Here is a 257-nt window from a genome sequence, read left to right as displayed (position 1 = left end):
CTGTGTGGGCACTCACAGCATCGAACATCAAACAATTTTGTTGATTTTCAATGTCTGGTGAAGTGACCAAGACGATTTCTTAGCAATAAGAAGTCGAACAGTTTATTTCAGCAATTCATTGAGCCGCCGAGTTACTCCGGTAACGACGCAACCAAACTTAAATTGAAGAGTTTGATCATGGCTCAGATTGAACGCTGGCGGCAGGCCTAACACATGCAAGTCGAGCGGCAGCGGGAAAGTAGCTTGCTACTTTTGCC

1 rRNA gene is annotated in these 257 nt (G+C 45.5%); it reads left to right on the top strand.

The window, feature by feature from the left end:
- Positions 1 to 159: 159 nt before the first annotated feature.
- Positions 160 to 257: ribosomal RNA gene (locus tag ACLHZ1_RS20820) — 16S ribosomal RNA — on the top strand; the annotation flags it as partial.

Source organism: Aeromonas sobria, from assembly GCF_050266975.1.
Lineage (GTDB): Bacteria > Pseudomonadota > Gammaproteobacteria > Enterobacterales > Aeromonadaceae > Aeromonas > Aeromonas sobria_B.
The sequence above is the reverse complement of the archived record's forward strand: the minus strand, read 5'-3'. Positions and strand labels throughout refer to the sequence as shown.